At 68.9% G+C, this 26459-nt stretch carries 21 protein-coding genes; 9 read left to right on the plus strand and 12 right to left on the minus strand.

From position 1 onward, the window contains the following. Positions 1 to 17: 17 nt before the first annotated feature. The 6 genes from VM780_RS12265 to VM780_RS12290 form a co-directional block, all read right to left on the minus strand. The gene (locus tag VM780_RS12265) at positions 18 to 1307 is read right to left on the minus strand and encodes a CpaE family protein (protein ID WP_325448778.1); all 1290 of its coding nucleotides are present in this window, start codon (positions 1305 to 1307) and stop codon (positions 18 to 20) included. Positions 1308 to 1319: 12 nt separating this feature from the next. After that, the gene (locus VM780_RS12270; protein WP_325447712.1) at positions 1320 to 2057 is read right to left on the minus strand and encodes a CpaD family pilus assembly protein; all 738 of its coding nucleotides are present in this window, start codon (positions 2055 to 2057) and stop codon (positions 1320 to 1322) included. 26 nt (positions 2058 to 2083) lie between these two features. Beyond that, the gene (locus VM780_RS12275) at positions 2084 to 3559 is read right to left on the minus strand and encodes a type II and III secretion system protein family protein (RefSeq protein ID WP_325447714.1); all 1476 of its coding nucleotides are present in this window, start codon (positions 3557 to 3559) and stop codon (positions 2084 to 2086) included. 68 nt (positions 3560 to 3627) lie between these two features. After that, positions 3628 to 4410: a Flp pilus assembly protein CpaB gene (cpaB, locus tag VM780_RS12280; RefSeq protein WP_325447716.1), complete on the minus strand. Its 783-nt coding sequence runs from the start codon at positions 4408 to 4410 to the stop codon at positions 3628 to 3630. Positions 4411 to 4576: 166 nt separating this feature from the next. Then, positions 4577 to 5077 carry an A24 family peptidase gene (locus VM780_RS12285; RefSeq protein ID WP_325447718.1) on the minus strand — a complete coding sequence of 167 codons (501 nt, stop codon included), beginning with the start codon at positions 5075 to 5077 and terminating at the stop codon, positions 4577 to 4579. 185 nt (positions 5078 to 5262) lie between these two features. Next, a complete protein-coding gene (locus tag VM780_RS12290; RefSeq protein WP_183395122.1) occupies positions 5263 to 5424 on the minus strand; it encodes a Flp family type IVb pilin in 162 nt (53 codons plus the stop codon). Between the two features lie 387 nt (positions 5425 to 5811). Here VM780_RS12290 and VM780_RS12295 point away from each other — a divergent pair, with 387 nt between their 5' ends. After that, a complete protein-coding gene (locus VM780_RS12295; RefSeq protein WP_325447722.1) occupies positions 5812 to 6288 on the plus strand; it encodes a pilus assembly protein N-terminal domain-containing protein in 477 nt (158 codons plus the stop codon). Positions 6289 to 6365: 77 nt separating this feature from the next. Here VM780_RS12295 and VM780_RS12300 read toward each other — a convergent pair whose 3' ends face one another. Beyond that, the gene (locus VM780_RS12300) at positions 6366 to 6527 is read right to left on the minus strand and encodes a Flp family type IVb pilin (RefSeq protein WP_325447723.1); all 162 of its coding nucleotides are present in this window, start codon (positions 6525 to 6527) and stop codon (positions 6366 to 6368) included. A 360-nt stretch (positions 6528 to 6887) separates the two neighbouring features. Here VM780_RS12300 and VM780_RS12305 point away from each other — a divergent pair, with 360 nt between their 5' ends. Together VM780_RS12305 and VM780_RS12310 are read left to right on the plus strand one after the other, a co-directional pair. Next, positions 6888 to 7052 carry a hypothetical protein gene (locus tag VM780_RS12305; protein ID WP_325447724.1) on the plus strand — a complete coding sequence of 55 codons (165 nt, stop codon included), beginning with the start codon at positions 6888 to 6890 and terminating at the stop codon, positions 7050 to 7052. A gap of 177 nt (positions 7053 to 7229) precedes the next feature. Beyond that, entirely contained in the window at positions 7230 to 8903 is a 1674-nt protein-coding gene (locus VM780_RS12310; RefSeq protein ID WP_325447726.1) for a formate--tetrahydrofolate ligase, read from the plus strand. A gap of 30 nt (positions 8904 to 8933) precedes the next feature. Here VM780_RS12310 and VM780_RS12315 read toward each other — a convergent pair whose 3' ends face one another. Next, positions 8934 to 9866, minus strand: a complete 933-nt coding sequence (locus VM780_RS12315) for a DMT family transporter (RefSeq protein ID WP_325447728.1) — start codon at positions 9864 to 9866, stop codon at positions 8934 to 8936. Positions 9867 to 10068: 202 nt separating this feature from the next. Between VM780_RS12315 and VM780_RS12320 the strand changes: the two genes are divergently transcribed. The 4 genes from VM780_RS12320 to VM780_RS12335 all read left to right on the plus strand — a co-directional run bounded on the left by VM780_RS12320 (position 10069) and on the right by VM780_RS12335 (position 20917). Then, positions 10069 to 10422, plus strand: a complete 354-nt coding sequence (locus VM780_RS12320) for a hypothetical protein (RefSeq protein WP_325447730.1) — start codon at positions 10069 to 10071, stop codon at positions 10420 to 10422. Between the two features lie 336 nt (positions 10423 to 10758). Continuing rightward, positions 10759 to 18372 (plus strand): SDR family NAD(P)-dependent oxidoreductase, encoded by a 7614-nt coding sequence (locus VM780_RS12325; RefSeq protein WP_325447732.1) that lies wholly within the window; start codon positions 10759 to 10761, stop codon positions 18370 to 18372. Continuing rightward, on the plus strand, positions 18369 to 19757 hold the full coding sequence (locus VM780_RS12330; RefSeq protein ID WP_325447734.1) for an aminotransferase class I/II-fold pyridoxal phosphate-dependent enzyme: 1389 nt from the start codon (positions 18369 to 18371) through the stop codon (positions 19755 to 19757). Before VM780_RS12325 ends, VM780_RS12330 begins: the two co-directional genes overlap by 4 nt. 14 nt (positions 19758 to 19771) lie before the next feature. Continuing rightward, on the plus strand, positions 19772 to 20917 hold the full coding sequence (locus VM780_RS12335; protein ID WP_325447736.1) for a hypothetical protein: 1146 nt from the start codon (positions 19772 to 19774) through the stop codon (positions 20915 to 20917). A 4-nt stretch (positions 20918 to 20921) separates the two neighbouring features. Here VM780_RS12335 and rimM read toward each other — a convergent pair whose 3' ends face one another. From rimM to ffh, 3 genes are all read right to left on the minus strand, one after another. After that, positions 20922 to 21458: a ribosome maturation factor RimM gene (gene rimM, locus VM780_RS12340; protein ID WP_325447738.1), complete on the minus strand. Its 537-nt coding sequence runs from the start codon at positions 21456 to 21458 to the stop codon at positions 20922 to 20924. A 185-nt stretch (positions 21459 to 21643) separates the two neighbouring features. Further along, positions 21644 to 22003 (minus strand): 30S ribosomal protein S16, encoded by a 360-nt coding sequence (gene rpsP, locus VM780_RS12345; protein ID WP_325447740.1) that lies wholly within the window; start codon positions 22001 to 22003, stop codon positions 21644 to 21646. Between the two features lie 142 nt (positions 22004 to 22145). Then, on the minus strand, positions 22146 to 23690 hold the full coding sequence (gene ffh, locus VM780_RS12350) for a signal recognition particle protein (protein WP_325447742.1): 1545 nt from the start codon (positions 23688 to 23690) through the stop codon (positions 22146 to 22148). A 386-nt stretch (positions 23691 to 24076) separates the two neighbouring features. Between ffh and VM780_RS12355 the strand changes: the two genes are divergently transcribed. Further along, entirely contained in the window at positions 24077 to 24250 is a 174-nt protein-coding gene (locus VM780_RS12355; RefSeq protein ID WP_325447744.1) for a hypothetical protein, read from the plus strand. Positions 24251 to 24290: 40 nt separating this feature from the next. Beyond that, positions 24291 to 25184: a diaminopimelate epimerase gene (gene dapF / locus VM780_RS12360; protein WP_325447746.1), complete on the plus strand. Its 894-nt coding sequence runs from the start codon at positions 24291 to 24293 to the stop codon at positions 25182 to 25184. A 1-nt stretch (position 25185) separates the two neighbouring features. Here dapF and VM780_RS12365 read toward each other — a convergent pair whose 3' ends face one another. Further along, positions 25186 to 26445: an MFS transporter gene (locus VM780_RS12365; RefSeq protein ID WP_325447748.1), complete on the minus strand. Its 1260-nt coding sequence runs from the start codon at positions 26443 to 26445 to the stop codon at positions 25186 to 25188. Between the last annotated feature and the right edge of the window lie 14 nt (positions 26446 to 26459).

Here is a 26459-nt window from a genome sequence, read left to right on the forward strand (position 1 = left end):
CTCCGCTCGCGGCCGGCTCAGCCGGCCTTCTTCCAGTTGATGCGCGCCATGATCGGGTCGAGCATCGTCTTCTTGACGCGGCGCGCCTCGCTCTTGCCGGTCAGCTTCTTCGCCAGATCCAGGAAGGCCTCGTTGACCTTGTTGGACGGCGAGGTCTCGGCGATCATCTGACCGTTGTTGGCGGCCGTTCCGAACAGTTGCGGATCGAAGGCGACGATCGCCGAAGGCTGCAGATCGAGAGCCTTTGCGAAGTCGCCCGGCTTGATCTCGGCCCGCTTCGGCACGTTCACCTGGTTGAGCACCAGACGCGGCGCGGCGTCGTTCGGCCGCGCGGCCCGCAGCAGGTCGATCATGTTCTTCGCGTTGCGGAGATTGGCGAGGTCGGGGCTCGCCACCAGCACGACTTCATCGGCTGCGATCAGCGCGCGCTTGGACCAGGCGGTCCAGACATGCGGAATGTCGAGCACCGCGCAGGGGACGTTCGACCGCAGGATCTCGAGCAGCGGGTCGAACACGTCCTCGTGGAAGTCATAGACGCGATCGAGCGTCGCGGGCGCGGCGAGCAGGCTCAACTGTTCGGTGCACTTCGAGAGCAGGCGGTCGACCAGCGCCGCGTCGAGCCGGTCGGGCGCGAACACCACCTCGGCCACGCCCTGCGGCGGATCCTGGTTGAAATCCAGGCCGGCGGTCCCGAAGGCGAGATCGAGGTCGATGACGACGCAGTCGAGCTTCAGCTGGCGGGCGATCGCCCACGATACATTGTGGGCGATCGTCGAAGCGCCGACGCCGCCCTTGGCGCCCACAAAGGCGACGGTCCGCCCCACCGGATCGGCTCCCGGGGCGCGGAAGATCTCAGAAAGCGAACGCACCAGGTCGACCACCCCGAAAGGCGGCACCAGATAGTCGCTGACGCCGAGCCGCATCAGTTCGCGGTAGAGCAGGACGTCGTTGACCTGTCCGATGACGACGACCTTGGTGTCGTTGTCGCAGACGTCGGAAAGCCGATCGAGCGTCTCCAGCAGACGCTCACGGTGCGCGTCGCCCTCGACGACGATGACGTTCGGCGTCGGCGCGTTCTTGTAGGCCTCGGAGGCGGCGAGACCGCCGCCCATCTGGACCTTGACGTGCGCCTTCTCCATGCGGCGGTCGGAGGTCGACTGCTCGATCAGCCGCGCGATCTCCGGGGTCTCGCAGAAGGCCTGGATCGAGACGCGGGGAAGCGGGGCGATCACCTGGGCGGCCGCGGCGCCGGGCCCCTCCGCCTGGCTTCCGAAACCGCCGACTTGCTCTTGGACGTGCTTAATCATCATGCGTCCCGCTTAGTTTCCGCCGCCGATGGTGCTGACCTGGACGTCTGACTGACGGTAGTCGGTCGTCGTGTCGGTACCTGCCTTGTACTTCTCCATGACCGTCTGGCGGCGGGCCGCATAGATGGCGGTCTCGGTGCGCGGCCTCGCAAGATCTTCCGGATCAGCCACTTGGGCGGCCAGATTCTGTTGCGTGGCGCAGCCGAAGTTCCAGTACTCCCGGTTCTGCGTCTCGCCGTAGAGATCGCCGGCGCCATGGCCGAGATCCTCGGGCCACAGGCCGCAGGGATGCGGCACTTCGGCCTTCAGCTTGACGAAGCCGAGCTTCACCGGGGCGACGCCCGGAGCGTCGGCCGGATAGCGCTGGCTGATGATCGCGGTGGCGGGAACGCCGGCCGCCGCAAGCGTGGTGCGGATCGCCGGAATGGCGTAATCGGCCGCCCCTGCGCTCGCTCCGCCAGCCGGGACCAGCATGCCGACCGGCCCGCGCCCGTTCTTGCGCCAGTCCGCCGCGAACGCCCTTATGTCGTCCCGCTGGCGCTCCGTCAGCCCTCGCCGGCCGCCGCCGACTGGGAGGTCCAGCCGGGCCGCCCCCTCGGCGAGAACGATCGGATGCCGCTGCTCATATGTCTGCGGATAGGCGTCGGCCACGATGCGGTCGCCGTGGCAGCCCGCAAGCGCAAAGGTTGAGGCGAGGAGCGCGCCGGCGGCGAGCGATTTCTTGAACTGAGACTGACGCTGCAGGGTCATCTTGGGATACTCCGCTCGGAGCGAGCTCAGTCGAGAATGAAGCCGCCGTGGCGGTGGCTCACGGTGTTCGGGTCGATCTCTCCGGGGATGCCGTAGAGCCGGTTCAGGCGCCCGAGCAGAATGTTCGATTGATCCGTCGGCTCCGCGAAGCCGTCGTCCGGGCTGGCGAGCTTCTGCGGCGCCGCCGCTTTGGCGATGTAGGGCGTGACGAAGATCGCGAGTTCGGTCTCGTTCCGCTGGTAGTCATTGGAGCGGAACAGCTGGCCCAGCACCGGCAGCTTCATCAGTCCCGGCAGGCCGTTCACGGCGCGCTTGGTCTGTTGCTGGATGAGTCCGGCCATCACGAGCGAGCCGCCGGACGGGATCTCCATCGTGGAGTCGGCGCGACGGGTTTTCAGGCCCGGGATCGTGGTGCCCGACATCGTCACCGAGGTGCTGTTGTCGATCTCGCTGACTTCGGTCGCCACCTTGAGGCTGATCCTGCCGCCCGAGAGGACGACGGGCGTGAAGTTCAGCCCCACGCCGAATTCCTTGAAGGTGACGGTCGCGGTCCGGGTGTCGGCGTCGATGCCGGTGATGATCGGAAACTCGCCGCCCACCAGGAATTTCGCGCTCTCGCCGGAGATCGCCGTCAGGGTCGGCTCCGCGAGCGTCCGGGACACGCCGTTGCGCTCCAGCGCCTGCAGCTGGCTGCCGAAGGTGTTCTTCTTATTGAAGAAGCCGACGGCGGGATTGGTGATCGTGCCCTTTCCGCCATTCAGCAGCGGGTTGAACAGGTTGCTCGGCACGGTCCCGGTCGCGCTGAACGGGAACAGCGTCGCGCCGACGACCTTCGCGCCGAAGATGTCGAGGCCGTTGGCCGCGTAGTCGATGCCGAGTTGCTTCAGCACCTCGCGCTGCATCTCGACAACCTTGACCTTCAGCATGACCTGGTCCTGGTTCTCGATGCGCAGCGCGTTCACGACCTTCTTGGGATCGGCCATGTAACCGCCGGCGATGTCGATCGCGGTCTGCGCCTCCTGCGCCGACTTGACGGACCCGGTCACCACCACCCCATCGCCGACGCCCTCGACGCGGATATTCGCGCCGTCGATCGAGCGGCTGATCGAGGACCGGATCGAGCCCACGTCGCGGGACACCGAGACCTCGTAGGACGCGATCTCGCGCCCATCATTGTCCAGGAACTTGACGTCGGTCTGGCCCGGGCCGGCGCCGATCAGATAGGCCTTGCGGGCGGAGCGCACGACGGCGTTGGCGACGGTCGGATCGGCGACGAAGACCTCTTTCGCATCCCGCGGCAGCGTGACCACGTAGGACTTGCCGATGCCGAGATCGATGCGGCTGTCGCCCGCTGCGCCGTAGCCGCCGCCATCGAGATAGGCCGGATCCGCCGCGAAGGCGGCGTGCGGAGTCGCGAGCGCCAGCGTGCTGGTCGCCACGAGCAGGGCTCGCAGGGCGCGCGTCACGAGGCCGGTCATGCGGATGCGGTTCTCAGTAGGCATCGCGAGGCTCTTCGCTTCGGGCAGGGCTGAGCGGCTGGGAGGGGCGGATGCAGGATTGAGGTCCATGGTCAGCGGCCGCCCCCGCCGTTGGCCACGCCGTAGCGGACCACAGTGACCTTGCCGCCGCGGTCGCCCGCCGGCTCGCCCGAGGCGTCGACCTGCTCGCCGGAGTCGACCAGCGAGCGCAGCGCAAGCGCGATCGCGCCCTGCTGCCGGCTGAGCGCGAGCTGCTCGGTCTGCATCGGCGTCAGCTCGAGCGTGGCGGTCTTGCCGACCACCACCTTCTGGCCGTCCTTGTCCTCGACGGTCTGGTCGATCGCCAGCACCCGGACGTTCCGGCACAGCGTCTCTGAATAGGACTCGTCACGGCCGTTCGGCCCGGAGAGCTTGCGGGTGAGTATCACGTCGACGCGGTCATTCGGCAGGATGAAGCCGCCGGCGCCGGTTTCCGGAGAGATCTCGATCGAGATGGCGCGCATGCCTGAGGGCAAGATCGCCGCCATGTAGCCGGAGCCGCTGCCCTTGATCAGCTTGTCGGGGCGGATCGGCTCGCCGGCGACGAACGGCGCCCGCGCGATGGAACCGGCCGTGTCCTGAATGGCGTTCGGGGACGAGGACTTCTGCACGAAGGCGGCGTTGGCGGCGTCCTTCGGCCAGGCCTGCCAGCGCACATCCTCGGCCCGGACCGCTCCGCCCATTCCGATGTCGCTGGCCGCGACCAGGATGTCGACGGTCTCCATTGGCGCCTGCGCCTGGGTCGGCCCGTCATTGCCTGAGCCGCCCGCCAGCATCGCGGCTCCCGCGGCGGCGATCAGCGCTATCGCGAGGACCACGAGACGTGCGGCTGTCATGATCGTCCCCCGAACATCGAGGCTCCCGGCGGAGCGCCTGATTTCTTGGATCGAGCTAAACAGCCAAACGTCAATTCATGGTTAACAGGAGGTCGCCGATTGACGCCATTATAGAGCGCTCATTAGTCTTTGCCGGCGGCGCACTAAACCTCTGTCGAGGCGCCGATCAGCCAAGTCCGGCGAACCAACTCGTATCGGGCCAGAGCACAAGGGTGCCGGCGGCGAGCGCGACGCCATAGGGCACGCCCGACTTTGGATGATGCAGCCGCTCGAGCCACTCGACCCGGCTGAGCCGCCGCGGCAGCGGCGCCGAGCGATAGTAAAGCGTGGCGAGCGTCAGCGCGCCGCCGAACAGCGCGAACAGCACGAACCACGTCAGCAGCGGGTCGAAGCCGAGCCACAGGGCCAGGGCCGCGGCGAGCTTCGCGTCGCCGCCGCCGATCCAGCCCGGAATGAACAGAAGCAGCCCGAGGAAAAGCACGAGCGCGGCCGCGGCGATATGGCCGCCGATCGCCGCGAGGTCGAGGCCGGCGAGCGGGGCGGTCGCCGCAAACGCGGCGATGACCACCAGAACCAGCGCGTTCGGGATCGTCATGGTCATCAGGTCGGAGACCGCCGCCACCACAACGAGCGCCGGCAGAACCACGACGACGAATGTTTCAAGCATGGCGTCGCCCCGCGCGGAACCAGGCCGTTGATACGGCGAAATCGCTAACAAGGGACGAATGAGGCTTACGGGTCGGGCGGTTTGCGGCCCGCGCCGGTCGGGGAGTTCTCTTCGACGACGGACCGGGACCGCGCTGGCGCGGTCCCGGCCGAGGAGCGTCGAGCAGAACCCCCGACGGCCGGCGATTACTGAAGGTTGCTGTTGACGTTGGTGAAGGCGGTGTTCAGGGAGCCGCCGACGCCGCGGACGACCGCGATGATCGTGATGGCGATGCCGACGGCGATCAGGCCGTACTCGATCGCGGTGGCGCCGGACTGGTCCTTAGCGAAGCGCTTGATGATGCTCATAACCGAAATCCCTGGTTGCCGGAGGTTGCGACTGCTCCTGTCCCGTTCATCCATGCACTGGGCGCCGGGAACGCTTCAAGGAATAGCGCGCCGCAGTTGCAATTGGGTTAATCTGAAAAGCGATTATTATGTGATTCAAAACACGACGAAATACGGTTAAGGCATGGTTTAGAAGATCGCTGAGATTGATATATACTTGGGAGGTAAATACATAAGGTTTAGTCAAAGCTGAACCGAACTTGTCATGATAGTTGAAAGCGACCCGGGTCGCCGCGCGGCCTTGAAGGCGCCTGCAGATGGGGTCCGTGGCGAAGAAGGCGAACGGTCTTAGGGTTTCGTTCACCCAATTTCGCTTCAATGGGCGCACGAATTTTGGGGAACGACCTCATGACCTCCTCTCTTGCGGTTATGCTGCGCATTGGCGGCCTGTTCGGCGCCTTGTCCGTAGGAGTACTTAGCCAGCCGGCCCTCGCGGCCCAGGACACGCTCAGCGTGGCCGTGGACCGCGCCAGCATCATGCGCGCTCCCGAAGGAACCGCCACCGTCATCATCGGCAATCCGCTGATCGCCGACGCCACCACGCAGCGCAATGGCGTCCTGGTCGTCACCGGCAAGAGCTTCGGCTCGACCAACATCATGCTGCTCGACGGCGGCGGGGCGGTGCTCAGCGAGACCATCGTCAATGTCGGCCGCCCGGCGGACGGAACGTTGGTGGTTCAGAAGGGCGGGAAGCGCGAGAGCTTCGCCTGCAACCCGCGCTGCGAGCCCGTTCTGTCGATCGGCGACAACGCCGAGGCCTTCTCGGCGACCGCTACGCAGATCACCCAGCGCAACGGCATGTCGAGCGGCAGCCGCTCCGAGTAGCTCGCAAAATAATTCGGCCGCCCGGAGCGTTCCGGACGGCCGAGGTGACCTACGAAGATGATCGCCTGCTGCGGCGCTTACTTCAGACCGGTGTTGACGTTGGTGAAGGCGCTGTTCAGGGAGCCGCCGACGCCTCTGACGACGGCGATGATGGTGATCGCGATGCCGACCGCGATCAGGCCGTATTCGATCGCGGTGGCGCCGGACTGGTCCTTGGCGAAACGCTTGATGATGCTCATGCGAAACACTCCTGATCCGCGGAGATGACGACAGTTCCCCCCGTCGCGCGTCCTCTGGATGTCGTCGGCTCGCGGGGAACAATTGAACGCTACCGACCCGACATTGAGATTACGTAAATCCCGTCAGCGAAACTCGCATTTAAACCAAAAATCTATATCACCCGCGAATTGGCGGATCAGTACCTCCCGCTGAAGCTTCCTCTCGGCGGCCAGTCTTCAGAAATCTTGCCGACTCGCGGGCGCAATGAGCGTCACCCTCGGGCGCATTTAGTCGTCGGTCATTTTTCGTCAACTATTGCGCGCGCAGGCTTCAGGTTCTGCCCAGAACCTTCCGGGCGGGAGCCAAGCGAGGAGAGCCGCATGAGCGATCAGTCTCGTGACGCCAATCTGCCGACCCGGAGCCGGCGACAAACGCGGAGCAGCGCAACGACGCTGCCTGTCCTAGCGCTCGGCTTCGCGGTTCTGGACGCCGCCTTTCTGACCTTGGCGAGTCAGGCGCTCCGGGCGATGGGCCTGATCCAGTAGAATTTTTTTCTTCCTGAGAAACATCTTGGCGCATCTTGCGCTGTCTCGGGTCATACCTTCGTCGCGCGCATTGCGATGCAGCGAACCACCGGCTTGCGGCGCCCGCGACGGCGGGCCAAAACAGCGGCCCGCCCGGCGTGGTCGGGCCGACTTTTCTTCCGCTGGAGCCGTTGCTGAATGCCGACCGACATTGAGATCGCCCGTGCGGCCGAACTGAAGCCGATCGTCGAGATCGCAGCCAAGGTCGGCGTTCCCGAGGACGCGCTCCACAATTACGGCAAGCACATCGCGAAGGTCGACGACCGTTTCATCGCCGAACTTCCGGAGAAGCCAAACGCCAAGCTCGTGCTGGTGACGGCGATCAGCCCGACGCCCGCCGGCGAAGGCAAGACCACCACGACGGTGGGGCTGGGCGACGCGCTGAACCTGATCGGCGAGAAGGCCATCATGTGCCTGCGCGAGCCGTCGCTCGGTCCGGTGTTCGGCGTCAAGGGCGGCGCGGCCGGCGGCGGCAAGGCGCAGGTCGTGCCGATGGAGCAGATCAACCTGCACTTCACCGGCGATTTCCACGCCATCACCAGCGCCAACAACCTGCTCGCCGCGCTGGTCGACAACTCGCTCTACTGGGGCAATCCGCTCAACATCGACCCGCGCCGGATCGTGTTTCGCCGCGTGCTGGACATGAATGACCGCACGCTGCGCCAGATCATCTCCGGCGTGGGCGCGCCGACCAACGGCTACACCCGCGAGGCCGGCTTCGACATCACGGTCGCGTCCGAGATCATGGCGATCTTCTGCCTGGCGAAGGACCTGCACGACCTCGAGGAGCGCATCAGCCGCATCGTGGTCGCCTACACGCCCGACCGGAAGCCAATCACCGCGAAGGACGTCGACGCGCAGGGCTCGCTCGGCGTGCTGCTGCGCGACGCGCTGCGGCCGAACATGGTGCAGTCGATCGACGGCTCGCCGGTGTTCATCCATGGCGGCCCGTTCGCCAACATCGCCCATGGCTGCAACTCGGTGATCGCCACCTCGACGGCGATGAAGCTCGCGGACTGGACGGTGACGGAGGCCGGCTTCGGCGCGGATCTCGGCGCCGAGAAGTTCATGGACATCAAGTGCCGCTTCTCCGGGCTCTCGCCGGACGTGGTGGTCATCGTCGCGACCGTCCGTGCGCTCAAGATGCATGGCGGCATGGCCAAGAACGACCTCAAGACGGAGAATGTCGAGGCGCTCAAGGCCGGTCTCGCCAATCTCGGGCGGCACATCGAGAACGTGAAGAAGTTCGGCGTGCCGGTCGTGGTGGCGATCAACCACTTCGTGGCCGACACGGACGCGGAGATCGAGGCGCTCCAGACCGCCGTGCGGCGCGACTTCGGCGTCGAGGCCGTGGTCTGCCGGCATTGGGCGGACGGCGGCAAGGGGGCCGAGGCGCTGGCGCGCGAGGTCGTCCGGGTCGCAAGCGAGCAGACGGCCGATTTCAAGCCGCTCTACCCCGACGACATGCCGCTGCTGCAGAAGGTCGAGACCATCGCCAAGGAGATCTACCGCGCCGACAAGGTGCAGGCCTCCGCGGCGATCAAGAAGCAGCTCAAGGAGTGGGAGGACGCCGGCTACGGCAAGTTCCCGGTCTGCATCGCCAAGACCCAGAACTCCTTCTCCGCGGACCCGACCGCCTTTGGCGCGCCGACCGGCCACACGCTGCCGATCCGCGAGGTTCGCCTGTCGGCGGGCGCGGGCTTCGTGGTGGTCATCTGCGGCGACCTCATGACCATGCCGGGACTTCCGAAAGTCCCCGCCTCGGCGAACATCAAGCTGCTGCCGGACGGCACGATCGACGGCATCGCGTAAGTCTGAACCGCGGCCGGCCCGACCGCCGCGTCAGACCTCTTGCGCCATTTTCGACGTCCGGCGTCGCGCCGCTATTGCGACGCCGGCGAGGATCAGCGCGAAGCCGACCGCGTGGAACGGCTGCGGGCGCTCGCCCAGGAAGGCGATCGCCATGATCGCGCCGAACAGCGGCATCAGGTGGAAGAACGGCCCGGCGCGGTTTGCGCCGATCAGCTCTACGCCGCGGATGAAGAACAGATAGGCCAGCGTGGAGGGGAAGATCGCCACATAGGCGATCGCGCCTGCGGTGGTGGCGTCGAGCATGATGGTGCGCCCGGAGCTGAGTTCCGCGACCAGAAGCGGGACCAGGAACAGAGCCCCGAGACCGATCGTGGCCGTCAGGAACGACAGCCAGTGCATCGGCGGCTTCAGTCTCAGCAGCGCCGAATATAGCCCATAGATCACCATGGCGATCAGGATGGCGAGGTCGCCCGCGTTGAGATGAATGCGCGCCAGCGAAGCCAGATCGCCCCGGCTGACGATCACCGCCACGCCCACAAGCGAGGCCAGAACGCCGAGCAGTTGGGCGCGGCTCATCAGGTCGCGGAACAGCAGCGCGGTCCAGACGCCGATCAGCAGCGGGCCGGTCGACTGGATCAGCAGCGCGTTCAGGGCCTCGGTGCTCTGCAGGCCCCAGTAGGCGAGCGTGTTGTAGGCGCCGATCCCGGTGAGGGCCATCAGCGACAGCCGGCCGAGACTGCCGCGGATCGCGGGCCAGTCGCGCCGCAGATGAGGCAGCGCGAAACCGATGAGCAGAGTGAACGCGCCGGCCCAGCGCGCGAAGGCGAGCGTCACTGGCGGCACGTGCCCGGCGACGAACCGCCCAAGCACAAGGTTGCCGGCCCAGAACAGCGACGTCAGCGACAGCAGCAGGTAAGGCCGCTGGAACAGGTTCGATCCGATGCGTTCCAAGATGGCGATCATCGGGCTTCGCGCGTGCGTGCGGACGGGGCGCGCCCTATGGCAGCTTCCGCCGGCTCCGGTCAACGCGCGGGGGCGCAAAGCGGACCCGCTCCGGCCGCGCAGGTCTGGCGTGCGACGACGACGCTGAACGGAAGTGGCCCGCCGGGTGTTAGATTGCTGCGACGCAGCGATCATCGCCTGGCGTCAGACGAGCGGGACACTTATGGACCCCTTTGAGCTTCTCGAGCTTTGGCGACGGCAGGCGGCTCTTGCGACCGGCTATGCGGCCATGGCGCCGTTCGCGGGCTTCGTGGTCGCCAGCCGCCTCGGCAGCATGGTCGCTGAAGGCGGCAGACCAACCTCGCGCGGCGCGCGTGAGAACTATCGCATGGTCACGGAGAAGCTCGCGGCCACCTTCGAGGGCACAGTGGCCGCAGGTCAGATCCTCGGCGGGCTGGCGACCGCCGTCGGACCCGTCGCGGCGGCCGGCCTGATGGTCGCGGCGGGCGAGGCCGCGCTGGCCCCGGTTCATCGCACGGTGCGGGCGAACGCGCGGCGCCTCTCGAAGCGGCGGTGAAGCCGGTCGTGGCGATTCGGACAGCCGCCCAATAGCAGCCCAGAGCCGGCGGCTCCTTCACACGACTTCACCGCGATTGGCGCCTTGTGGGGTATTAAAAAACCTCTCGGCGGCGATCATTCCACGCCCCGGAGCATCGGCGAAAGCCTCCGGGGGCGCGCTTGACACATTTTCGTAAAGCCCCGATAGACGGCCGAAGCCCCCAACGACCCTCGTCCTGCCCGGCCTGCCGGGCTGTGCCCCGGAGCCCGGGTTCATGTCTGTTTTCGCGCCGGCCGAGAGTGGTCTCTTCATAAAGCCGCGCCTGCCGCGCCACGCGGGGCTGCGTGGCCGCTCATGAAGAAGACGCCTTCGCTCGCCATCGTCGGCCGCTCGTGCCGGCTGCCCGGCGCCAATGACGTTGAGTCGTTCTGGTCGCTGCTGTCCGAAGGGCGTTGCGCCGTCACCTCGGTCGGCGAGGACCGCTGGAATCACGCGCGCTACCTGCACCCGCGCAAGGGCGAGCCAGGCAAGACCTACACTTTCGCGGCCGGGGTTCTGGACGACATCTGGGGCTTTGATCCGGCCGCCTTCGGCATCTCGCCGCGCGAGGCCGAGCAGATGGACCCGCAGCAGCGCCTGTCGCTGCAACTCGTCTGGGAGGCGCTGGAGGACGCCGGCATCCCGCCCTCCTCGATCGCAGGCTCCGAGACCGGCGTCTATGTCGGCACGTCTTCGCTGGACTACGGAAACCGCATCATCTTCGATCCGGCGTCCGCGGACGCCTATTTCGCGACCGGCAATACGCTCTCCATCGTATCAAATCGTATTTCGTACATTTACGATCTGCACGGGCCGAGCTTCACCGTCGACACCGCGTGCTCATCCTCGCTGGTGGCGCTGAACGAAGCGGTCGCAGCGCTGAAGGCCGGACGCATCGAGCGCGCGATCGTGGTCGGCGTCTCGATCCTTGCCAGCCCCTTCCCGTTCATCACCTTCGCCCAGGCGACGATGCTCTCGCCGCGTGGCCGCTGCCATGCGTTCGACGCGAGCGGCGACGGCTATGTCCGCTCCGAGGGCGGCGTCGCGATCGTTCTGGAGCGCGCCGACCTCGCGCGCGCGGCCAAACGGCCGATGCGCCTGATGATCGCCGCATCGGCCGTGAACTCGGACGGCCGCACCGTCGGCATGTCGCTGCCGTCCTCCGAGGCGCAGCTCAGCCTGCTCGAGCGCGTCTACCAGGACGCCGGCGTCGATCCTGACAGCATCGCCTTCATCGAGGCGCACGGCACGGGCACGCGGGTTGGCGATCCGGCCGAAGCAAACGCCATCGGCGCCGCGGTCAAGCGGCGCACGGTCGGCCCGCTGCCGATCGGCTCGGTCAAGACCAATGTCGGCCATCTTGAGCCCGCCTCCGGTCTCGTCGGCCTGCTCAAGACCGATCTCGCGCTCGAGCACGATCTGCTCCCGGCGAGCCTGCATGTCACGGAACTCAATCCGGACATTCCGTTCGACGCGCTGAAGCTGCATGTCGCGACGAGCGCGGTTCCGCTGCCGCGTGGGTCTGCGCCGCGTTACGCCGGCGTGAACTCCTTCGGCTTCGGCGGCACCAACGCGCATGTCATCGTCTGCGATCCGACGCCCGAGGACCGCTCCGGCCGCTCCGCGCCGCGCGTCGTCGAGGCGGAGGGCCACACCCCGGTGCTGGCGCTCTCGGCCCGCACCCGCGAAGCGCTCTCGGCGCTCGCCGGGACCTACGCCAAGCTGCTCGAGGGCCGCGAACCTGCAGCCGCGCGCCACATCGCCAAGAGCGTCGCGGCGACGCGTGACCTGCTGCCCCGGCGGCTGGTGCTCGAGAGCGACGATCCCTCGACCTGGGCGGCGACGCTCGCCGCGGTCGCCGAGGGCGGCGAGGCGAAGGACGCCGCGATCGACGGCGCCGTCGGCCGCGACGCGCCGGTCGCGTTCGCATTTTCGGGCAACGGCTCCCAGTGGGCCGGCATGGGCCGCAAGCTGCACGCCCGCAACGCCGCCTTCCGGCAGAAGATCTCGGAGATCGACGCCCGCTTCGGCGCGCTCGCCAAATGGTCGATCGCCGACGCGCTGTTCGCCGACGACCTGCCGGACCGGCTGCGCCGCGCCGAGACCGCGCAGCCCCTGATGTTCGCGGTCCAGGTCGCAACGACCGCTGCGCTCGCGGCCGAAGGCGTGACGCCCGACATGGTGCTGGGCCATTCGGTCGGCGAGGTCGCGGCTGCGGCCGCTTCCGGAGCGCTGACGCTCGATCAGGCGGTGTCGGTCGTGCATTCGCGCAGCGTTCACCAGGAAATCGCCTGGAAGAACGGGACGATGGCGGCCGTTCTGCTGCCGGCCGAAGAGGTTACTGCGCTGCTGCGCGACGGCGGCTTCGCGAATGTCGAGATCGCCGCCATCAACAGCGAGCGCTCGATCACGATCTCCGGCCCGGAGAGCGAGATCAAGGAGCTCAGCCGCTTCGCCCGCACGCGGCGCGTGCCGGTTCGCGTGCTCGACATCGACTATCCGTTCCACACCGGCCTGATCGACGCCGTGAAGGAGCCGCTGCTCGCCGACCTCGCGGGCCTGCAGCCGGGCGCGACGCAGCGCACCTTCGTGTCGAGCGTCACCGGCGGCGTGATCGACGGGGCCGAGCTCGGCGCCGACTACTGGTGGGAGAACGTGCGTCGCCCGGTGCGCTTCGCCGACGCAGTCGCGGCCGCTGTCGAGGAGGGCGCGCGGGTGTTCGTGGAGATCGGGCCGCGGCCGGTGCTGCAGACCTATCTCTCCGACTGCCTCGCCGCCGCCGAGGTCACGGGCGGCGTGCTGTCCTGCGACGATCACGGCGCTGGCGAGCACGATCCGCTCCGCCGCACGCTCGCCCGGGTCATCGCCAAGGGCGGCCGCGTCGAGCGCGATCTCGCCTTCGGCAAGCTCGACGGCTCGGCCGTCCGCCTGCCGACCTATCCGTGGCAGAACACCGATTTCGCCGTCGGCGCGACCGCGGAGGCGCAGTCCTTCTATCGCGGCTTCGACCCGCATCCGCTGATCGGTTCGCGTCTGCGCGCGGATTCGGACGAGTGGACCTCGCATCTCGATCCGGCCGTCGCGCCGCTGCTCGCGGACCACAAGGTGTCCGGCCGGGTCATCGTCCCCGGCGCGGCGCTCGCCGAGATGGCGCTCGCGGCCGGCCGAGGCTGGCTGAAGGCCGACATCGTCGAGTTGTCGGATTTCGAGATTCCGCACGCGCTGACGCTCGATCCCGACGCCATGTCGGAGGTCCGCACCCGCGTCTCTCCCGAGAGCCGGACGGTCGAGATCCTCAGCCGTCCGCGGCTGCGCGACGACGGTTGGGTCGTGCATGCGATCGGCCGCGTCTCCGCGCCGCCGACGATCGTCGCCGAGACGCCGGCCACGCCCGCGCATGAGGGCGAGATCTTCCGCGCCGCCGATCTCTACGGGCGGGCGGAGGCCCACGGCCTCGGCTTCGGCCCCGCCTTCCAGGTCGTCGACCATGTGACGCGCTACGGACCGAACCGGCTGTCGGTCCGCCTTCGCCCTGTGGAAGACCGCAAGGGCGAGCGCGACGAACGCTACGGCCTGCACCCTGCCGATTTCGACTCGTGCTTCCACGCCCTGCTGACGCTGTTCGGCGTCCACGGCGACCGTCCGGATGTCACCTATCTGCCGATGCGGTTCGGCTCTCTGCGGCTGCTCAGGCCGGGAGCGACGATCGCAGGAGCGGAGATCGTGGTGCGGCGCCTCAGCCCGCGCTCGATCGACGCCACTTTCACGATCCTCGGCCCTGAGGGCGAGATCGTGGCGGTGCTGGCGGATGCGCGCTTCCGCGCCGTGACGCTGTCGCGTCGGACGCCGCTGGAGCGGCTGTCCTACCATTACGCGCCGGCGCTCGTCGGCGCGTCGGAACACGCCTCCGCGCCTGCGCCGACCGGCGAAGAGCTCGCCGCCCGCGCGGCGGCTCTCGGGCTGGCTGCGGCCGGAGAGGCCGAGCGCCCCGAAGACGATCTGCTGCTGGAAGCCTTCGCGGTCGCGGCCGCGCATGAGAGCCTGTCGGCGATCCTCGGCCGGAAACGGCAGGGCGCGGTCGCCGATCTGATCAAGCGCGGCCGCCTCGCCGCCGCCTCGGCGCCGCTGGCCTACAGCCTCCTTGGCCTGCTCGAACATCAGGGCCACGCCTCGCTCGACGGCGACGTGTGGACGCTCGCCGCCAAGACCGGGCTGCCGCCGTCGGCGGAGATCATCCGCGCCATCCTCGCGGATTATCCGGACCGCGGGGCTGAATGCGTGCTCGCGACCCGCGCCGCGGTGCTGCTGCCGAAGGCGCTGACGGAAGGTCCGCTCGCTTCGCCCTATGGCGCTTCGACGCTGGCGCATGCCGGCAGCGCCGCGCCGCTGGTGGCCGCCGGCGCTGCCGCCGTCGCCGAGATGGCGGCCGATCTGGTCGCGCAGAGCCCTGCCGGGCGGCCGATCCGCATCCTGGAGATCGGCGCTGGTTCCGGCGCGCTCACGCGGCGGCTCGCGCCGCTCGCGGGCGATCCGCGCGTGACGCTCCTCGTGACGGACCCCGACGCGACCGCCGCCGAGCGGCTGCGCTTCGCCTTTGCGGGCGAGCCGAACGTCGCGGTCGAGCAGTTCGACCTCGCCTCGGACGGCGTCGACGTCGGCCGGTTCGACCTGGCGGTGGGCTCGCTTGCCTGGGGCTCCGCCGTCGCTGCGGCCGACGCGATGCGCCGGCTTGGCGCCCGGATCGCGGATGGCGGCTGCCTTGTGCTGGCGGCGCTCGCGCCCACGCCGTTCCTGGACGTCGTGTTCGGCGTCCAGACCGACTGGTTCGGACGCTCGGCGTCACCTGAATTCCCGATCGGTGGCGCGCGGTCTTCGGTCGACTGGACTGCTGATCTGGGCGACGCCCGCCTCGCGGATCAGGCGATCGCGCCGGTTTCGGGCGCCCGTTCCCCGACTTCGCTGGTGCTCGCCGCCAAGCGTCGGCGTCCGATCGCGGACTCCGAGCCCGCCGCGCATGTCGCCCCTGTGGTCCTCACGGCCGAGGCCGCCGGCGCGCCGGAAGGGCTGTCGCTGGCGATCGCGCGCGCGATTGAAGGTCTGGGACGCCCCGTCACGGTGCATCAGGCTCCCGCGTCTGGCGTCAGCCGGCCGAACGGCAAGACCAACGGCCATGCTCATGGCGAGCAGGGCTGGGCGCCTGCGGCCGAGCTCGGTCTGCGCGCTCCCGCGAAGGGCGCGACCGGCGCGTCCGCCGACGTGGTCGCGGTGTTCGATTCAGCGGCAGGCGCGCTTTCGACCGCGACCGCGAACCGGGCCGGCCGGCTGCTGTCGCTCGCCCGCACGGTGCATGACGTCTCGGCCCGCCTGTGGGTGGTCGCGCCCGGCTCGCTGGCCGGCGGCGTCGGCGCTGGCGAGGATCGTCCGGAACAGGCGGCGCTGGCAGGCTTCCTGCGCGTCGTCCGGAACGAGCTGCGGGGCGTCGACATCCGGCTGCTCGACGTGTCTTCCGATCTGAACCCGGAAGAGGCGGCGCGCGCCGTGGCGGCGGAACTCGCCGCCCCGAAGGACGATGTCGAACTCGCCATCACCGCGGACGGCGTGCTGGCGCCGCGTCTGCGGCCCGGCCTTCCGGAATTCCCGACGCCGGCGTCCGAAGTCGAGGCGCCACGGGTTGCGGCGCTCGAATCCGGCCGCGACGGCGGCCTCGACGATCTGTCCTGGGTTGCGGCTCCCGCGCTCGATCCGGCGCAGGGCGAGGTCGCGATCGACGTCTCCGCCGTGGGCCTCAATTTCCGCGACGTGATGTGGGCGCTCGGGCTGCTGCCCGAAGAGGCGCTCGAGGACGGCTTCGCCGGCCCCGGCCTCGGCATCGAATGCGCGGGCGTCGTCACGGCCGTGGGCCCAGGCGTGAAGCGCTACCGGGTGGGCGATCGCGTCGTTGCGTTCGCGTCCGGCGCCTTCGCCTCCCGCGTTGTGACGTCTGAAACCGCCGTGGCCCCGCTGCCGGACTCGATCAATTTCGAGGAAGGCGCGACGATCCCCGTCTGCTTCCTGACGGCCTATTACGCGCTTCAGCATCTCGCCCAGCTTCGGCGCGGCGAGTGGGTGCTGATCCATGGCGGCGCCGGCGGCGTGGGTCTCGCGGCTCTGCAGATCGCGCTCTGGAAGGGCGCGAAGGTCATCGCGACGGCGGGCTCCGACGAGAAGCGCGACCTGCTGCGCGCGCTCGGGGCGACGCATGTGCTGTCGAGCCGCAGCCTGGAATTCGTCGACGAGGTGAAGAAGCTCACTGGCGGCGAAGGCGTCGACGTGGTGCTGAACTCGCTGTTCGGGGAGGCGATGGAGCGCTCCTTGAGCGTGCTGCGTCCGTTCGGCCGCTTCCTCGAGCTCGGCAAGCGCGACTATTACGCCAACAGCCGCCTCGGGCTCCGGCCGTTCCGCCGCAACATCAGCTATTTCGGCATCGACGCCGACCAGTTGCTGATCCACCGCGGCGATCTCGGGCAGCGCCTGTTCGGCGAGTGCATGAAGCTGTTCGGCAAGGGCGTGTTCGCGCCCCTGCCCTACCGGGCCTATGAGCCGAACGAGATCCGCGACGCCTTCCGGCTGATGCAGCAGTCCGGCCATGTCGGCAAGATCGTGGTCCGGCCGCTCGATCCGTCCAAGCTCGGCGAGACCAAGCCGCCGGCATTCCGAGCGGCTGAGGGCGCGCACGTGCTGATTGGCGGCCTCGGCGGCTTCGGGCTCGCGACCGCCGAATGGCTGGTCGCGAATGGCGCCGAAAAGATCGCACTGATCGGCCGGTCCGGCGCCTCGACCCAGGCGGCCCGGGACGGCGTGGCCCGCATCGAGGCGGCCGGCGCCAAGGTCAAGGTGTTCGCCTGCGACGCGGCCGATGCGGCGGCGCTGGAGAAGGCGCTCGACGAGACCCGCCGCGATCTCGGCCCGATCGGCGGCGCCTGGCATGTCGCCATGGTGCTCGACGACGCGCTGCTCGCCAATCTCGACGAGGCGCGGTTCGAGGCGGTGCTGAAGCCCAAGATCGACGGCGCGCATGCCTTGGACCGGCTGACGCGCCAGGATCCGGTGAAGCAGTTCGTGGTCTATTCCTCGGCCACGACCCTGATCGGCAATCCGGGCCAGTCGAACTATGTCGCGGCCAATATGTGGCTCGAGTCGCTGATGCGCGTGCGTCGGCGGGAGGGGCTCGCCGGCCTCGCCATCGCATGGGGCGCGCTCGGCGACGTGGGCTATCTGGCCCGCACCGGCGAGGTGAAGGAAAAGATCCAGAAGCGGCTCGGCTACCAGACGCTGTCGGGAGCGGAGGCGCTCGAGGGCCTCGGCCGCGTGCTCGCGCATGACGATCTCAGGCTCGAGACCGCGGTGATCGCCATCGCGCCGCTCGACTGGGGCGCGGCGCGCCGCGACCTCGCATTCCTCGCGTCGCCGATGTTCGCGCAGGTGGTGGCCGGCGCCGAGATGGGGCCGCAGGACTCCGTGGAGACCATTGACCTCGCAGCGCTTGTGCGCGGCAAGGACGCCCGCGAAGCGCGCGACATCGTGGCCGAGATCCTCGCCGGCGAGGTCGGGCGTATCCTGAAGCTGCCGTCGAAGGAGATTTCTCCGCAGCGGCCGCTCGCCGAACTCGGCATGGATTCGCTGATGGGCCTTGAGCTGCGGATGAGCGTCGAACGCCGCTTCGACATCGAGCTGCCGTTGGTGGCGATCGGCGACTCCACGACCCTGACCACGATCGCCCAGTCGATCGTCAGCCGCATCCACGAGCCGGACGCCGGCGCGGAGTCGGGCTCGGTCAACGCCGATCTCGTCAACCGCCACATCGGCGATGACGTGGCGCACGCCGAACTCGCCGAGTTCAGTGAAGCGGTCGAGGCGCGCCGCGCCACGCTCGGACACGTCACACGATGACCGGGCGGCGCGGCATCGGCGCGCTGTCGCGCTCGGCGAAGGACGGCATCCTGGGCGCCCTGCGCACCACGCCGAAGCCGGAGGCGCGCGGCGAAGCCGCCCAGGCCGCACGGCCGGCCCGCAAGCGCAACGACCGGTTCGCTGACCTTCAGGAACTGAAGGACATCAAGACCCAGCAGGCGGTCACAGATCTGCTCGGCGTGACGAACCCGTTCTTCCGTCTGCATGACGGCGTGGCGGGCGCGACCACGCACATCGACGGCCGCACCGACATCAACTTCGCCTCGTACAACTATCTCGGGCTGAACGGCCATCCGGAGGTCGCGGCGGCCGCGAAAGCTGCGATCGACCATTACGGCGTCTCGGTCTCGGCGAGCCGCCTCGTCGCGGGCGAGCGGCCGATCCACCGCGAACTCGAGCGCCGCATCGCGGACTTCTATGAAGTCGAAGCTGCGGTCGCGTTCGTCAGCGGCCACGCCACCAATGTCGCCGCAATCGGCCATCTGATGCGGCCGAAGGACCTGATCGTCTACGACTCGCTCGCCCACAACTCGATCGTGGTCGGCGCCACTCTGTCGGGCGCCACGCGCAGGCTGTTCCCGCATAACGACATCGATGCGCTGGAGGAGATCCTCGCTCAGCAGTCCCATGCGCATGAGCGCGTGCTGGTCGCGGTCGAAGGCCTTTACAGCATGGACGGCGATTTCCCGGATCTCGCCCGGCTGGTTTCGCTGCGCGACCGCTACGGCTTCTGGCTGATGGTCGACGAGGCGCATTCGCTCGGCGTGCTGGGCAAGACCGGCCACGGCGTGGCGGAAGAGTGCGGCGTCGATCCGCGCGACGTCGACATCTGGATGGGCACGCTGTCGAAGACGCTGTCCGGCTGCGGCGGCTTCATCGCCGGCTCGGCGGCGCTCGTCGAATATCTGAAGTTCACCGCGCCCGGCTTCGTCTATTCGGTTGGCATGCCGCCCGCGGTCGCAGCCGCCGCGATCGCCTGCTTCGACCTGCTGGAGCGGGAGCCCGAGCGCGTGGCGCAGCTGCGGGCGAACGGCCTGCGCTTCGTCGAGAAGGCCAAGGAGGCCGGGCTCGACGTCGGCTCAAGCACCGGGCTTGCGATCGTGCCCGTGATGGTCGGCGACTCGCTGCGCGCCGTGCATCTGTCGAACCGGCTGCTGGAGCGCGGCGTGAACGCGCTTCCGATCATCCATCCCGCGGTGCCGGAGCGGTCCGCACGTTTGCGCTTTTTCATCACCAGCGAGCACACGCCGGAGCAGATCGACGAGGCGGTCGCGATCACCGCCGACGAGCACGCGAAACTGGCGAAGGCGGGGTTCGGCATCAAGATGGCCGCTGCCCTGGCCAAAGCGACCCGGCCGAGCTGACCCGGTTGGCCCCCGTGACCATAGCCACAGGTGGCGCGGTCGAGATCCGGCCCGTCGCCGTGAGGGCGGACGTCAAGGCGTTCTGGCGGGCCGCGCTGAAGGCGCAGGGCGCCGAGCCGAATTATGCGCCGCCGCTGCTCAAGGAGACCTATGACGTCCTGACCCCGCGAGCGACGCCGTTCGCGCGCGAGAATGAGGGCCAGGCCTGGGTGGCGTTCCGCAGCGGCGAGCCGGTCGGCCGCATCTACGCCGTCAAGCACAACGCCCACCTCGCCAAATACCACGACGCCACCGGCCATTTCGGCTTCCTGGAGGCGATCGACGACGACGCGGTGTGGGACGCGCTGTTCGCCACCGCGGCCGATTTCCTGCGCTCCCATGGGCTGACGCGCGTCACCGGGCCATTCAGCGCCTCGGTGAACCACGAGTGCGGGCTTCTGGTCGAAGGCTACGAGACGCCCTCCACCACACACACCAACTATGCGCCGCCCTATTACGCCCGGCAGCTCGCCCGCCTTGGCTTCCAGCCGATCAAGGACATCGTCGGCTATGAAGGTTCGCTCGCGGAGAGCCGGCTTCCGAGCAGGGTGGCGGCGATCAAGGCGAAGTGGCACGGCGCCGCTGACCTGACTCTCCGCCGCGCCCAGGGGCCGAACGCCGCACGTGAGCTGAACGAGGTCTACAACGACGCCTGGTCGGTGAACTGGGGCTCAGCCCCGGTCTCGTACGACGAGGCGAAGTTCCTGGCCGAACTCGCGCAGCAGATCGTGCCGCCGGATTGGACGATGCTGGCGGACTGGCGCGGCGAGCCGATCGGCGTGCTGTGCATGGCCCCCGACCTCAACGAGGCGATCCGCGACCTCGGCGGCAGGCTCATGCCGTTCGGCTGGGCGAAGCTGATCTGGCGGCTCAAGGTTTCGGGCGTCTCACGCGTCCGCGTGCCGATCATCGGCGTCCGCCGGGCCTGGCGCGGCACGCGGGTCGGCGCCATGGCGGCCGCAGCGCTGCTCGCCGACGCCGTGGAGAAGGCCAGAAAGGCGGGAGCGGAGCGGCTCGAAGTCAGCTGGATGCTCGAGGACAACCGGTCGATCCTCAACCTCGTCCGCAGCATGCCGGCCCAGAAGACCAAGGTCTGGCGGATTTTCGAGAAAGAGATCTGAGGCGCTAGCGCCCCTCCGGCTTCGGCTCGTCGAGCGCGCCTTCGGGCGGATCGACCACGACGCGCCCGCCGGCCATGTCGACCAGCGGCACGACCGCCTTTGTGAAGGGCAGATAGACCGTGCGCCGGCTGCGGCCGAGGCGGATTTCCAGAAGGTCGTCGGCCCCGAAATTGGTGACCGCGATCACCTCTCCGAGCCGGGCGCCGTCCGTCGTCTCGGCGCGCAGGCCAACGAGGTCGGCGTAATAGAACTCGTCTTCGTCATCGGCCGCCGGCAGCGCATCGCGCGGCACGAACAGTCCGACGCCCGTCAGCGCGGCGGCCGCGTCGCGGGTCGTCACGTCCTTCAGGCGGACGACCAGCATGTCGTCCTTCAGCAGCCGGGCCGCCGCCACCTCGAAGCGGCGCCCGCCCACCTCGTCGGTCAGCGGCCGGTAGCCGGCGAGCGCCTGCGGATCAGCCGTGAACGATTTGACGCGCAGTTCCCCCCGCACCCCGTGGGGCGCGCCGAAGACGCCGATCTGGACGAGGCGGGAGGACATGGATGTCACGCCAGAAAGCGGCCGCGTTGAAAGCGTCGTCCTCCGGCTTGACCGGAGGACCCATCTCGACCGTCAGCCGCAGGTCCGAGATGACGGTCCGATCAATCCGGACCATGACGGACGCGCGGCCAGGCGACGATCCCGGCTTTCGGCTTCGCCTCGGCCGGGATGACGTCAGTTCCTGATCAGGCCGCGGCTTCGTCGCCGCCGCCCGCCGCCGCCTTGGCGGCTTCGGCGCGCTCCTGGGCCTTCTTGCCGGGCTCGCCCTTCTTCGGATTGTTGCGCGCCTCGCGCTTCATCAGGCCGGCGGCGTCAAGGAAGCGGTGCACGCGGTCGGTCGGGGTCGCGCCCTTGGCGAGCCACTCTTTGGCCTTGTCGAGGTCGAGCTTGACGCGGTCAGCGTGGTCCTTGGCGAGCAGCGGATCGAACGAGCCGATGCGCTCGATGAAGCGGCCGTCGCGCGGATAGCGCGAGTCCGCGATCACGATGCGGTAGAACGGACGCTTCTTGGCGCCGCCGCGCGCCAGACGGATTTTCAGGGACATTTCTCTGCTTCCTTCTTCAATTCGTCATCCTGGTCGAAGCGGCGCAGCCGCATAGAACCCGGATCGTTCTCAGGATCTGCGTCTTAATCGATGGTCATCCGGAGGGCGCACGCCCGCGCCGTCCGGGACGACGCCTCGAAACTCACTTCTTCTTCCCCAGGCCGGGGAAGCCGCCGAGGCCGGGCAGCTTCGGCAGTCCGCCGCCCATCCCCGGGAAGCCGGGCGGCAGCCCGCCGCCGGGGCCGCCGGGAAAACCGGGCGGCAGGCCTTGCGGCATCTTTCCTTTCTTCAGGTCCTCGAGCGCCTCCGGCGGGATCTGCGGCGCAGCCCCGCCGCCGAAGCCGAGCGCCGCGCCGAGCCCGGCCAGCGGACCGCGGCCGGACTTCGCGCCCTTGCCCATCAGCTTCATCATGTCCGCCATCTGGCGGTGCATCTTGAGCAGCTTGTTGACGTCCTCGACCTTGGTGCCGGAACCGGCCGCGATGCGCTTCTTGCGGGAGGCTTTGAGGATGTCCGGATTGCGCCGCTCGGCCTTGGTCATCGACTCGATGATCGCCGCCTGGCGCTTGAACATGCCCTCGTCGAGATTGGCGCCGGCGAGCTGCTTCTTGAGGTTCGCGACGCCCGGCATCAGCGACATCACGCCCGACATGCCGCCGAGCTTCTGCATCTGGCCGAGCTGCTCCTTCAGGTCGTTCAGATCGAACTGACCCTTGCGCATGCGCTCGGCGGCCTTCTGGGCCTGCTCGGCGTCGATCGAGGCCGCCGCTTTCTCGACCAGCGCGACCACGTCGCCCATGCCGAGGATGCGGTTGGCGATGCGCTGCGGGTCGAACTCGTCGAGCGCGTCGAACTTCTCGCCGACGCCGACGAGCTTGATCGGCTTGCCGGTGACGGCGCGCATCGAAAGAGCGGCGCCCCCGCGCCCGTCGCCGTCCAGACGGGTGAGCACGATGCCGGTGACGCCGAGCGCCTCGTCGAAGGCGCGCGCGGTGACGACTGCGTCCTGGCCGGTCAGCGCGTCGGCGACCAGCAGCACCTCGTGCGGGTTGACGGCGCGCTTGACCTCCGCGGCCTCGGCCATCAGGGCCTCGTCCAGCGTGGTGCGTCCGGCGGTGTCGAGCAGCACGACGTCGTAGCCGCCGAGCCGGCCGGCCTCCATGGCGCGGCGCGCGATCTGCACGGCCGACTGCCCCGCCACGATCGGCAGCGTGGCGACGCCGGTCTGGGTCCCGAGCGTGGCGAGCTGCTCCATCGCGGCCGGACGGCGCGTGTCGAGCGAGGCCATCAGGACCTTGCGCCGGTCGCGGTTCGTGAACCGGTAGGCGATCTTGGCGGTCGAGGTGGTCTTGCCCGAGCCCTGCAGGCCGACCATCAGGATCGGCACCGGGGCTGCGGCCGCCAGGCTGATCGTCTGCGCGTCCGCGCCCAGCATCGCCACGAGCTCGTCATGGACGATCTTGACGACCATCTGGCCGGGCGTGACCGACTTGACGACGTCGACGCCGACCGCGCGCTCCTTGACCCGGTCGATGAACGAGCGGGCGACCTCGAGCGCGACGTCCGCCTCGAGCAGCGCGCGGCGGACCTCGCGCATCGCCTCCGCGACGTCGGCCTCGGTGAGGGCGCCGCGACGGGTGAGCCGGTCAAGAATGCCGCTCAGGCGGTCTGTAAGCGCGTCGAACATGCGACGTCAGTCCCTTCCGTTCCGAGGCCGAGCCCAACGCAAATCGCGCCCGCGGACGCGACGCGTCGGCGGACGTTGACCCCCCGAACTCGCTGGGACGGGCGGCTTGATTGGACTTCTGACCTCGTCAGATAGGCTGTGACCTACAGAAGCACGGCCTCCGCGTCAATCATGGCTGCCCCGCGGTTGCGACCGAGCGTCGCGCGGCGGCGCTTCCGCTCGCCGCGACGGCGGCGGCCGCAGTATATCTCGGCCCGTCATCGCCTGGATGTACGCGAACGGTTCGACCCCGCCATCTCGCTTCGGCGCAAAGCCGAAGCCCTCATCCGGCGGAGCTCCAAGGTCATCGTCACGCGGTCCAGGGCTGCGACCTGCGGAGGGAGCTCATGACGTCCACATCCACCATCCGCGCCGGCCTCGGCCGCGCATTCTTCTGTTGGCCGTCCCGGATCGGGGCGCTGGCGCTGCTCGCGCTGACGCTGAGCTGGGGGGCCGAGATCTTCGCCATCTCGGCGACCGAGGCGTTCGCAGCCGCGCCGATCGAGCTCGCAGAGCGCTAACGGGCGACCGGCGCTCGCATCCCGCGCCGCGAAGGGGCATATGTGGGTCGCAACCCTTGAGCGGCCCGCCATGAACGCCCTGATCGACCATCGCTACGTGAAGATGAACGGGCTTGGCAACGAGATCCTGGTCGTGGATCTGCGCGGCTCGGCGGCGTGCGTTTCGGCCGAGGACGCGCGGGCGCTCGCCCGCCGCCCCGAGACGCGCTTCGACCAGCTCATGGCGCTGCACGATCCGCGCACGCCGGGCACGGCGGCCTTCATGCGCATCCTCAACGCCGATGGCTCCGAGGTCTCCGCCTGCGGCAACGGCACGCGCTGCGTCGCGGCGCTGCTCGCCCTTGACGGCGGCGCCCGCGAGCTCGCGCTCGAGACCGCCGCCGGCCTGCTCAGCTGCCGCGTCGAGCAGGACGGGGTGACGGTCGACATGGGCGCGCCGCGTTTCGGCTGGGCCGAGATTCCGCTGTCCGAAGAGTTCGCCGACACACGGGCGATCGAGTTGCAGCTCGGCCCGATCGACGCGCCGCTGATCCATTCGCCGTCGGTCGCAAATGTCGGCAACCCACATGCGATCTTCTGGGTCGATGATCTCGACGTGGTCGACCTTTCGCGCGCAGGGCCGATGCTCGAGAACCATCCCATGTTCCCGGAGCGCGCCAACATCTCGCTCGCCCGGGTCACGTCGCGCGATGCGCTGACCCTTAAGGTCTGGGAGCGCGGCGCCGGCCTCACCCTCGCCTGCGGCACCGCGGCCTGCGCGGCGGCCGTGTCCGCGGCCCGGACGCGGCGGACCGGGCGCGACGTGACCGTGACGCTGCCGGGCGGGCCGCTCAGGATCGCGTGGCGCGACGACGACCACATCCTGATGACAGGTCCGGCCACGTTCGAGCACGAAGGCCGGCTGACGGCTGAGATGTTCCCGCAGGCGGCGTAGCTTACGCTTCCCGCCGCTCCAGCGACCGGGCCTCGCGCAGGCCGGGAAACCAGTAGGCCCACAATCCAGCCACGACCATCGCGCCGATCCCGCCGGTGACGATCGCCGGCATCACGCCGATCACGGCCGCCGTCATGCCGGCGCGGAACTCGCCGAGTTCGTTGGAGGCGCCGACGAACATCATGTTCACGGCGTTGACCCGGCCGCGCACCTCGTCCGGCGTCCAGAGCTGCATCAGCGTCTCGCGGATCGTGACGCTCACCATGTCGGCGCCGCCCATCACGGCGAGGGCGGCGATCGACAGCCACAGCGTGTGCGACAGTCCGAACACCGCGCCGGCGAGGCCGAACAGAGCGACGCAGGCGAACATGATGCGGCCGGCGTGATCGCGGATCGGCACGAGCGACAGCATCACCGCGACCGCGATCGCCCCGACCCCCGGGGCGGCGCGCAGCATGCCGAGGCCGATGGGGCCGACGTCGAGCACGTCGCGGGCAATGGCCGGCATCAGCCCGACGGCGCCGCCGAGCAGCACCGCGAACAGGTCGAGCGTGATTGCGCCGAGCACGATCTTTTCGCGAAACACGTAGGCGAAGCCTGCGACCACGCCGGTCCAGCCGGCCTCCAGGGCGCGGCGGCGCTGAACGACTTTCAGCAGCAGGGCCGCGCCGGTCGCGAAGATCAGCAGCGCGAACGCCGCGCCGTAGGCGACTTCCGGTCCGAGGCCGTAGAGCAGGCCACCCGCAACCGGGCCGACGATCGAGGCGAACTGCCAGGCCGAAGAAGCCCAGGTGATGGCGTTGGACAGCGCCTCGCGCGGAACCGTGCTTGGAATCGTGGCCGAGCTCGCCGCGCCGAAGAAGGCGCGCGCGACGCCGAACACGAGCAGCACTGCAAAGATCGGCGTGGTCGAGACGTCGCCGGCGAGCGTGAGCCAGACCAACGCGGCCGCCCCGGCCGCCTCCGCGGCGCAGCACAGCGCCATGATCACGCGGCGCGGGAACCGGTCGGCGGCGGGCCCGGTGACCAGCACCAGCGCGAAGGCCGGCATGAACTGGAATAGGCCGACGAGACCGAGGTCGAACGGGTCCCGCGTCAGGTCATAGACCTGCCAGCCGACAGCGACCGACACGATCTGGATCGCGAAGGTGCCGGACAGGCGGCAGAGCCAGAACAGAATGAAGTTGCGGTGCCGGAACGCAATCGGCGAGACCGGGACGCCGCTCGCGGGGCTCGGGGCTTCGGACCCGATCGATGTCATGCGCAAACCTTGGA

This window comes from Hansschlegelia sp., assembly GCF_035538955.1.
Taxonomy (GTDB): Bacteria; Pseudomonadota; Alphaproteobacteria; order Rhizobiales; family Methylopilaceae; genus Methylopila.

Bases quoted from the DNA above. Each gene is read 5' to 3' on its own strand.
- VM780_RS12265 (WP_325448778.1), bottom strand. From the start codon at position 1,307: ATGATTAAGCACGTCCAAGAGCAAGTCGGCGGTTTCGGAAGCCAGGCG.
- VM780_RS12270 (WP_325447712.1), bottom strand. From the start codon at position 2,057: ATGACCCTGCAGCGTCAGTCTCAGTTCAAGAAATCGCTCGCCGCCGGC.
- VM780_RS12275 (WP_325447714.1), bottom strand. From the start codon at position 3,559: ATGCCTACTGAGAACCGCATCCGCATGACCGGCCTCGTGACGCGCGCC.
- cpaB (WP_325447716.1), bottom strand. From the start codon at position 4,410: ATGACAGCCGCACGTCTCGTGGTCCTCGCGATAGCGCTGATCGCCGCC.
- VM780_RS12285 (WP_325447718.1), bottom strand. From the start codon at position 5,077: ATGCTTGAAACATTCGTCGTCGTGGTTCTGCCGGCGCTCGTTGTGGTG.
- VM780_RS12290 (WP_183395122.1), bottom strand. From the start codon at position 5,424: ATGAGCATCATCAAGCGCTTCGCTAAGGACCAGTCCGGCGCCACCGCG.
- VM780_RS12295 (WP_325447722.1), top strand. From the start codon at position 5,812: ATGACCTCCTCTCTTGCGGTTATGCTGCGCATTGGCGGCCTGTTCGGC.
- VM780_RS12300 (WP_325447723.1), bottom strand. From the start codon at position 6,527: ATGAGCATCATCAAGCGTTTCGCCAAGGACCAGTCCGGCGCCACCGCG.
- VM780_RS12305 (WP_325447724.1), top strand. From the start codon at position 6,888: ATGAGCGATCAGTCTCGTGACGCCAATCTGCCGACCCGGAGCCGGCGA.
- VM780_RS12310 (WP_325447726.1), top strand. From the start codon at position 7,230: ATGCCGACCGACATTGAGATCGCCCGTGCGGCCGAACTGAAGCCGATC.
- VM780_RS12315 (WP_325447728.1), bottom strand. From the start codon at position 9,866: ATGATCGCCATCTTGGAACGCATCGGATCGAACCTGTTCCAGCGGCCT.
- VM780_RS12320 (WP_325447730.1), top strand. From the start codon at position 10,069: ATGGACCCCTTTGAGCTTCTCGAGCTTTGGCGACGGCAGGCGGCTCTT.
- VM780_RS12325 (WP_325447732.1), top strand. From the start codon at position 10,759: ATGAAGAAGACGCCTTCGCTCGCCATCGTCGGCCGCTCGTGCCGGCTG.
- VM780_RS12330 (WP_325447734.1), top strand. From the start codon at position 18,369: ATGACCGGGCGGCGCGGCATCGGCGCGCTGTCGCGCTCGGCGAAGGAC.
- rimM (WP_325447738.1), bottom strand. From the start codon at position 21,458: ATGTCCTCCCGCCTCGTCCAGATCGGCGTCTTCGGCGCGCCCCACGGG.
- rpsP (WP_325447740.1), bottom strand. From the start codon at position 22,003: ATGTCCCTGAAAATCCGTCTGGCGCGCGGCGGCGCCAAGAAGCGTCCG.
- ffh (WP_325447742.1), bottom strand. From the start codon at position 23,690: ATGTTCGACGCGCTTACAGACCGCCTGAGCGGCATTCTTGACCGGCTC.
- VM780_RS12355 (WP_325447744.1), top strand. From the start codon at position 24,077: ATGACGTCCACATCCACCATCCGCGCCGGCCTCGGCCGCGCATTCTTC.
- dapF (WP_325447746.1), top strand. From the start codon at position 24,291: ATGTGGGTCGCAACCCTTGAGCGGCCCGCCATGAACGCCCTGATCGAC.
- VM780_RS12365 (WP_325447748.1), bottom strand. From the start codon at position 26,445: ATGACATCGATCGGGTCCGAAGCCCCGAGCCCCGCGAGCGGCGTCCCG.